The sequence below is a fragment of the Anaeromyxobacter sp. SG17 genome (assembly GCF_022690695.1).
Taxonomy (GTDB): Bacteria; Myxococcota; Myxococcia; order Myxococcales; family Anaeromyxobacteraceae; genus Anaeromyxobacter; species Anaeromyxobacter soli.
The window spans coordinates 1-6,985 of sequence record NZ_JALCYX010000125.1; the positions used below are offsets into that span (position 1 = coordinate 1).

The 6,985-nt window shown below is 75.8% G+C and carries 5 protein-coding genes and 2 pseudogenes; 6 read left to right on the plus strand and 1 reads right to left on the minus strand.

Annotated features, from left to right (window positions below; all coding sequences use genetic code 11):
• Positions 1-399 (plus strand): annotated as a pseudogene (locus tag MNY60_RS22915) (Fe-S oxidoreductase); the annotation flags it as partial.
• A gap of 61 nt (positions 400-460) precedes the next feature.
• Here MNY60_RS22915 and MNY60_RS22920 read toward each other — a convergent pair.
• Positions 461-1,846 carry an MATE family efflux transporter gene (locus tag MNY60_RS22920; RefSeq protein ID WP_242341412.1) on the minus strand — a complete coding sequence of 462 codons (1,386 nt, stop codon included), beginning with the start codon at positions 1,844-1,846 and terminating at the stop codon, positions 461-463.
• Between the two features lie 107 nt (positions 1,847-1,953).
• Here MNY60_RS22920 and MNY60_RS22925 point away from each other — a divergent pair, with 107 nt between their 5' ends.
• The 5 genes and pseudogenes from MNY60_RS22925 to MNY60_RS22945 all read left to right on the plus strand — a co-directional run.
• Positions 1,954-3,054 (plus strand): MJ1255/VC2487 family glycosyltransferase, encoded by a 1,101-nt coding sequence (locus MNY60_RS22925; RefSeq protein ID WP_242341411.1) that lies wholly within the window; start codon positions 1,954-1,956, stop codon positions 3,052-3,054.
• A 12-nt stretch (positions 3,055-3,066) separates the two neighbouring features.
• A complete protein-coding gene (rlmH, locus tag MNY60_RS22930) occupies positions 3,067-3,528 on the plus strand; it encodes a 23S rRNA (pseudouridine(1915)-N(3))-methyltransferase RlmH (protein ID WP_242341410.1) in 462 nt (153 codons plus the stop codon).
• Between the two features lie 96 nt (positions 3,529-3,624).
• Positions 3,625-5,175: a 2,3-bisphosphoglycerate-independent phosphoglycerate mutase gene (gpmI, locus tag MNY60_RS22935; protein WP_242361998.1), complete on the plus strand. Its 1,551-nt coding sequence runs from the start codon at positions 3,625-3,627 to the stop codon at positions 5,173-5,175.
• On the plus strand, positions 5,172-5,909 hold the full coding sequence (locus MNY60_RS22940; RefSeq protein ID WP_242362000.1) for a ComF family protein: 738 nt from the start codon (positions 5,172-5,174) through the stop codon (positions 5,907-5,909). Before gpmI ends, MNY60_RS22940 begins: the two co-directional genes overlap by 4 nt.
• Before the next feature lie 160 nt (positions 5,910-6,069).
• Positions 6,070-6,985: pseudogene (locus MNY60_RS22945) on the plus strand (hypothetical protein); the annotation flags it as partial.

Below are 6,985 nucleotides of genomic sequence, written 5' to 3' on the forward strand. Positions count from 1 at the left end.
CCCGAGCCGACCCCCGCCACGGAGCGGCCGGGCGCGAAGGCCGCGGACGCAGCGCCGGCGCCGACCCGCGCGGAGGCGGCGCTCGCGCGCTACGCCTCGCTCCGCGCCGCCGGGGCGCTCTCCGGCGAGATCCGCACGTTCCCCGGGTGCGAGGGGGAGTCCTGGCGCAAGGTGGAGCGCGACGCGCAGGGACGGACGGTGAAGTACGTCCGCGACGGCCGCGTGGCGGGGCACCACCTCCGCGTCGAGCACCTGTTCGGCGCGGACGGCTCGCTCGCGGCGGTGCGGGTGAGCGACCTCGAGCGCGGTGGCCTCCTCGACGCGGGCGCCCTCGGGCTCACCATCCCGCGCGACGCGACCGAGGCGGACGCGGACGCGCCCCCGCGCTGCGCGCGCTGAGGCCGGGCCGACGGAGACCGGCGAGCAGGGCGACGCCGCTCGGGGCGACGTCGCCGCCCCGTCAGGTGCCCTCGGGCACGAGCTCGATCCGCCGCCAGGCGCCGGCGCGGAAGCGGAGCCAGAGCACGAGCGCGAGGAGCGCGAGGTAGAGGACGAGCCACCCCACCGCGACCGCGTCCCCCGCGCCGAACCAGCGCACCGAGATCCAGCTCCCCGGCACGAACACCGCCCAGCCGATGGCGATGCGCAGCCACATGACGATGGCGGTGTCGCCCGCCGCGCGGAGCCCCTCGCCGAGCACCATGGCGGCGGCGTCGAACAGCTGCCACGCCGCCGCCAGCACGAGCACGCGCCGCCCGATCGCGTGGAAGGCGCCCTCCGGAGCGGCGCCGGGGGAGAAGGGCGCGAGGATCGCGTCCGGCGCGACGAGGTAGAGGAGGCCCACGAAGAGCTGCCAGGCCGCGCACACCGCGAACGTGACCGCGAGGACGCGCGGGACGCGGTCCCTGTGCGCGGCGCCGATGGCCTGGCCGACGAGGATCGCTCCCGCGCTGGCGAGCGCGAGCGAGGGCATGAACGCGATGGTGTTCACCTGGAGGATCGACATCAGCGCCGCCAGCGAGGTCGTCCCGAGGCCGGCGAAGACGACGTTCACGAAGAACACGAAGGCGAGGAGCTCGAGGAACCAGGTGATGCCCGACGGCACGCCGAAGCGGAGCACGCGCCAGAGCTCGCTCCCGCGCAGCCGGCCCGTCCCCGCGCGGCGCCCCTCGCGCACGAACGTCGCGGCGAGCCCGAGGAACGCGACCGTCGTCGAGAACGTGCTCGCGAGGGCCGCCCCCGCGACGCCGAGGGCGGGGAGCCCCAGGTGCCCGTCGATGAGGAGCCAGTTGCCGAGGACGTTCAGCACCATCGCGGCGACGTTCGCGACCATGGGCCGGCGCGTGTCGCCGAGCCCGCCGTAGTAGCCCGCGAGGGCCTCCATGCCGACCGCGGCGCCCGCGGAGAGGAGCCGGAGCTGGAGGTAGCCGCTCATGAGCGCGCGCACGTCCGCGGCGTAGGCGAGGCGGGCGAGGAGGTGCGGCGCCGCGGCCGCGCCGGCGATCCCGAGCGCCTGCGCGCCGGCCGCGACGGCGAGGCCGTACCAGCCGAACCGGCGCGCGCCGGCGGAGTCCCCGCGCCCGAAGAGCTGCGCGGAGAAGCTCTGGACGATGAAGACCGTCCCGATCGGCAGGATGAAGACGCAGAGCGCGTTGGTCGCGCCGGTCGTCGTCGCCGCGAGCGCCGCCTCGCCGAGGTGCGCGACCATCACCGCGTCGGCGATCCCGACCACCGCCTGCGTGGCGCGGGAGATCACGATGGGCCAGGCGAGCGCGACGAGCGCGCGCAGGGTCGCGCCGAGCCCGGCGGGGCGCGTGCCGCCGTCCGGTGGCTCGGGAGCGTTCATGGACGCGCAGGGTACCCGCCGCGCGCCCCTGCCGGAAGCGCGCGCCGCGCGGGCGGGTCCCGGCCGGGCCTGGGGCCAGGTCCGCCGGAGCGCGCTACAGTCACGGCATGGCGCGCATCCTCTACGGGGTCGCGGGCGAGGGGATGGGGCACGCGATCCGCTCGCGCGTGGTCATCGACCACCTGTCGCGCGCCCACGACGTCCAGGTGGTCGTCTCCGGCAGGGCGCACGGGTACCTCAAGTCGCTCGAGCGGGATCGGCTGGGAGTGAACAAGATCTGGGGGCTCTCGATCGTGTACGAGGACAACGAGGTCCGGAGCTTCCGGACCGTCCTCGCGAACCTCAAGGGGGCGGCCCTCGGCGGCTGGCCGCGCAACGTGAAGGCCTACTTCGACCTCGCCCGGGCCTTCCGGCCGGACGTGGTCGTCTCCGACTTCGAGAGCTGGAGCCACCTGTTCGCGCGGACGCACGGGCTCCCGTGCATCTCCGTGGACAACAACCAGATCGTGAACCGCGCCCATCATCCGCCGGAGGTGATCGCCGGGCACGAGGCGGAGTTCCTCGTCGCGAAGGCCGTGGTGAAGGCGAAGCTGCCGGGCTGCTTCCACTACCTCGTCGCGACGTTCTTCCGGCCGGAGCGGGTGAAGCGCCGCACGACGCTCCACCCGCCGGTGCTCCGCCCGGAGATCCTCGCCGCGCGGCCGGAGCGCGGCGAGCACCTCCTCGTCTACCAGACCTCCACCTCCAACGAGGCGCTGCCCGAGGTCCTGCGGCGCTCCGGGCGCGAGTGCCGCATCTACGGGCTCCGCCGCGACCTCGTCGCCGACGCGAGGGAGGGGAACCTCCTGTGGCGTCCCTTCAGCGAGCCCGTCTTCGTCGAGGACCTGCGCACCGCGCGCGCGGTCGTGTCGGGCGGATCCTTCACGCTCATGAGCGAGGCGGTGTATCTCGGGAAGCCCATGCTCGCCGTCCCCGTGAAGCGCCAGTTCGAGCAGATCCTGAATGCCCGCTACCTCGAGCGGCTCGGCTACGGCGTCGCCGCCGAGACGATCGACGACGCCGTGCTCGCGGGGTTCCTCGCGCGCCTCCCCGACCTCGAGCGCGGCCTCGCCGCGTATCGACAGGACGGGAACCGCGACCTCCTCGCCGCGCTCGACGCGACCCTCGCGCGCGCGCTCGGCTCCGGCGCCGCCGCGCCGCTCCCCTGAGGCGCCCCGCGAATGCGCCTCCGCGTCGTCGCCGTCGGCAGGGATCGCTCCGGGCTCTACGCGCCGGCGATCGAGGAGTACGCGAAGCGCCTCGGGCGCTACGCGCGGTTCGAGCTCGTGGAGGTCCCCGAGGCCCGCAAGCACGCGGGGACCGCGCAGGCGAAGGAGGAGGAGGCCGGGTCGCTCCTCGCCAAGCTCGGCCCGCGCGAGCGGGTCGTCGCGCTCGACGAGCGCGGCGCGGAGTGGACGAGCGTGCAGCTCGCGGAGCGCGTGCGGCGCTGGACGGAGGGGGGGCGCGACGTCGCGCTCGTCATCGGCGGCTCGGACGGCCTCTCGCGCGCGGTGCTGGATCGGGCCGAGGAGACGCTCGCGCTCTCGCGCATGACGCTCGCGCACCGGCTGGCGCGGCTCGTCCTCGTGGAGCAGCTCTACCGCGCCATGACGATCCTGCGGGGCGAGCCGTACCACAAGTGAGGTCCAAAGCCGGGCGCCTGGCCGCGGACTTCTTCCTTGTGGATGGCCGGGCGCGTCCCTAACATCACGCGACACGCCGTCCGACCGGAGGAACCCGTGACGAAGCCGAAGCCCGTCCTGCTCGTCGTCCTCGATGGCTGGGGCCTCCGCGTCGAGCGCGAGGCGAACGCCATCGCGGTGGCGGGCACCCCGAACATGGACGCCCTCGTCCACGAGTACCCGCACACCGCCATCGAGACGAGCGGGCTCTCGGTCGGCCTTCCGGAGGGCCAGATGGGCAACTCCGAGGTGGGCCACACGAACCTCGGGGCGGGCCGGATCGTCTACCAGGACCTCGTGCGCATCAACCGCGCGGTGGAGGACGGATCCTTCTTCAAGAACGACGCGCTCCTCCTGGCGTGCCGCCGCGCCAAGGAGAACGGCGCGGCGCTCCACCTCATGGGCCTCCTCTCCGACGGCGGGGTGCACAGCCACGTCGAGCACCTGTACGCGCTCGTCGAGCTCGCGCGGCGCGAGGGGGTGCCGCGCACCTTCGTCCACGCGTTCATGGACGGGCGCGACACCCCGCCGAAGAGCGGCCTCGAGTACATGGCGAGGCTCGAGAAGCGGCTGCGCGACACCGGCTACGGCAAGGTCGCGGTGGTCTCCGGGCGCTACTACGCGATGGACCGCGACAAGCGCTGGGATCGCGTGGAGCTCGCCTACCGCGCGCTGGTGAAGGGCGAGGGCCAGCGGGCGCCGAGCGGCGTCGCCGCGATGGAGGCCGCGTACGGGCGCGGGGAGACCGACGAGTTCGTGAAGCCCACCGTCGTCGTGAACGGCGACGGCAAGCCCGTCGGTCCGGTGCGCGACGGCGACGCGGTGCTGTTCTTCAACTTCCGCGCGGACCGCGCGCGCGAGATCACCCGCGCGCTCGCCGGCGAGGGCTTCCACGACTTCGACCGCGGCGCTCCGCCGCGGCTCTCCGCCTACGTGTGCATGACCGAGTACGACAAGACGTTCCCGTACCCGGTCGCCTACGCGCCGCAGGACCTCACCGAGATCTTCCCCGAGATCGTCTCGCACGCCGGCCTCGCGCAGCTCCGCTGCGCGGAGACCGAGAAGTACGCCCACGTCACGTTCTTCTTCAACGGCGGGCGGGAGACGGTCTACCCGGGCGAGGACCGGATCCTCGTGCCGAGCCCGCGCGAGGTGAAGACCTACGACGAGAAGCCGGAGATGAGCGCGCGCGAGGTGACGGACAAGCTCGTCGCGGCGCTCGGCACGGGCAAGTACGGCTTCGCGCTCGTGAACTACGCGAACCCGGACATGGTCGGGCACACCGGGATCCTCGACGCCGCGGTGAAGGCCGTGAAGGTCGTGGACGAGTGCGTCGGCCGGCTGTGGCAGGCGGCGAAGGCGCAGCGGATGGCGATGATCGTGACGGCGGATCACGGCAACTGCGAGCTGATGACGGACCCGCAGACCGGCCAGCCGCACACCGCCCACACCTTGAACCCGGTGCCGTTCATCCTCGCCGATCCCGACCTGCGCGGCGCGAAGCTCCGCGCGAAGGGCGTGCTCGCCGACGTCGCTCCGACCGCGCTCCAGGTGATGGGGCTCCCGCAGCCGAAGGAGATGAAGGGGCTCGGGCTCCTCGTGCGATGAGCGAGGAGGGGTCGAGCGACGTTCGCGTCCGGGTCGCCGCCGCGCTCCGCGGCGTCGCCGCGGCGCTCCTCGAGCTCGTCTACCCGCCGCGCTGCGCCGCCTGCGGGGGCGCGGTGGTCGCGGAGCCGTTCTGCTCCGTGTGCGGCGAGGCCGTCGACCCCGTCCCGGAGGGCTGCCGGCGCTGCGGCCTGCCCGGGCCGGATCCGCTCTGCGGCGCCTGCCGCGCCGACCCGCCCGCGTTCGACGCGGTCCGCGCGGGCGGCCTCTTCGGCGGCCCGCTCGCCGACGCGATCCACGCCCTCAAGTACGGCGGCCGTCCCGCGCTCGCGCGCCCGCTCGGCGCCTGGCTCGCCCGCGCCGCTCCGCTCCCGCCGGGCGCGCTCGTCGTCTCGGTGCCGCTCGCCCGCGCGCGGCGCATCGCGCGCGGCTACGATCAGGCCGCGCTCCTCGCCGACGCGCTCGCCCGCGCCGCGGGTGCTCGCGGCCGCCGCCTCCCGGGCGCGCTCCGGCGCACCCGCGAGACGCCGCCGCAGGTGGGCCGGACGCGCGCGGAGCGGAGCCGCAACGTGGCGGGCGCGTTCCACGCGGCCAGACCCGGCGCGCTCGCGGGGCGCGACGTCGTGCTCGTCGACGACGTCGTCACGACCGGCGCCACCGCCGACGCGGCGGCGCGGGCGCTCAAGGACGCCGGGGCGCGGTCGGTCGTCGTCCTCGCGCTCGCGCGGGCCGAGTAGGAGGAGCGCCCGACCGGGAGCCGGGCCGATGGCGAGGGCTCCCGGGGGACCGGTCGCGGCCGCGAGCTCCGCCGGGCCCCGGCCTCGCGAGCGTCGCGTCGGGGTCGCGCCGCCGCGGAATCGGCATGCCCGGCGCCCCCCCGCGGTTACACTGCGCGGGATGCCTCGCCCCCTCGCCGCCCTGCTCGCGCTCGCGCTCGTCGCTCCGCTCCCCGCCGCCCGCGCTGCCGGAGGGGCGCCCGGCGCCCGGGCCGCGGATCCGGGGGCGGCGCTCCGCGCGGACGCAGCGGCCGCGCTCGCGCGCGACCGGCGCGGGCCCCGCGGGATCGTCGCGCTCGCCGAGCTCGGCGCGCTGGAGGACGAGGCTCCGGAGCTCGCGCCCATCGCCGCCGCGTACACGGCCGCGATCGAGGATCGCGCCGCGGACCCGGAGGTCCGCGCGCTCGCGCGCCAGCGGCTCGCCGCCCTGGAGCGCTCGCGCGGGAACCTCCAGCGCAGCGCAGCCCAGGTGCGCCGGCTCGGGTTCGTCACGCGCTGGCGGCTCGTGGGCCCGTTCGACGACGAGGGGAAGCGCGGCCTCGAGACGGCCTACCCGCCGGAGAAGGCGCTGGACCTCGCCGCCCGCTACGAGGGGAAGGTGGGCGAGGTGGCCTGGCGCGCCCTGCCGGACGAGGCGGTGGTGCACGGCTTCGTCGACCTCGGCGCGGCGCTGCGCCCGGCGCGCGAGGTGGTGGCCTACGCGCTCGCCCTCGTGGAGGCGCCGCGCGACGAGCGGGTCGCGCTGTGGCTCGGCGCGAGCGGCGCCTCGCAGGTCTGGGTGAACGGCGCCGTGGCGCTCTCCGACCCCGGGTATCACCCGGCGCGCCTCGACCAGCGCGGCGCGCTCGTGACGCTCCGGCGCGGCACGAACCGGATCCTCGTGAAGCTCTGCCACCAGGGCGGGCGGATGGGGTTCTACCTGCGGCTCGCCGACGAGCGCGGCGACGGCCGCGCCTTCGGGACCGGCTCGCCCGACGCCGCCGCGCCCGCGCCCGGGCCGAGGCCGGCGCCCATCGAGGACGCGCTCGCGCGGCTCG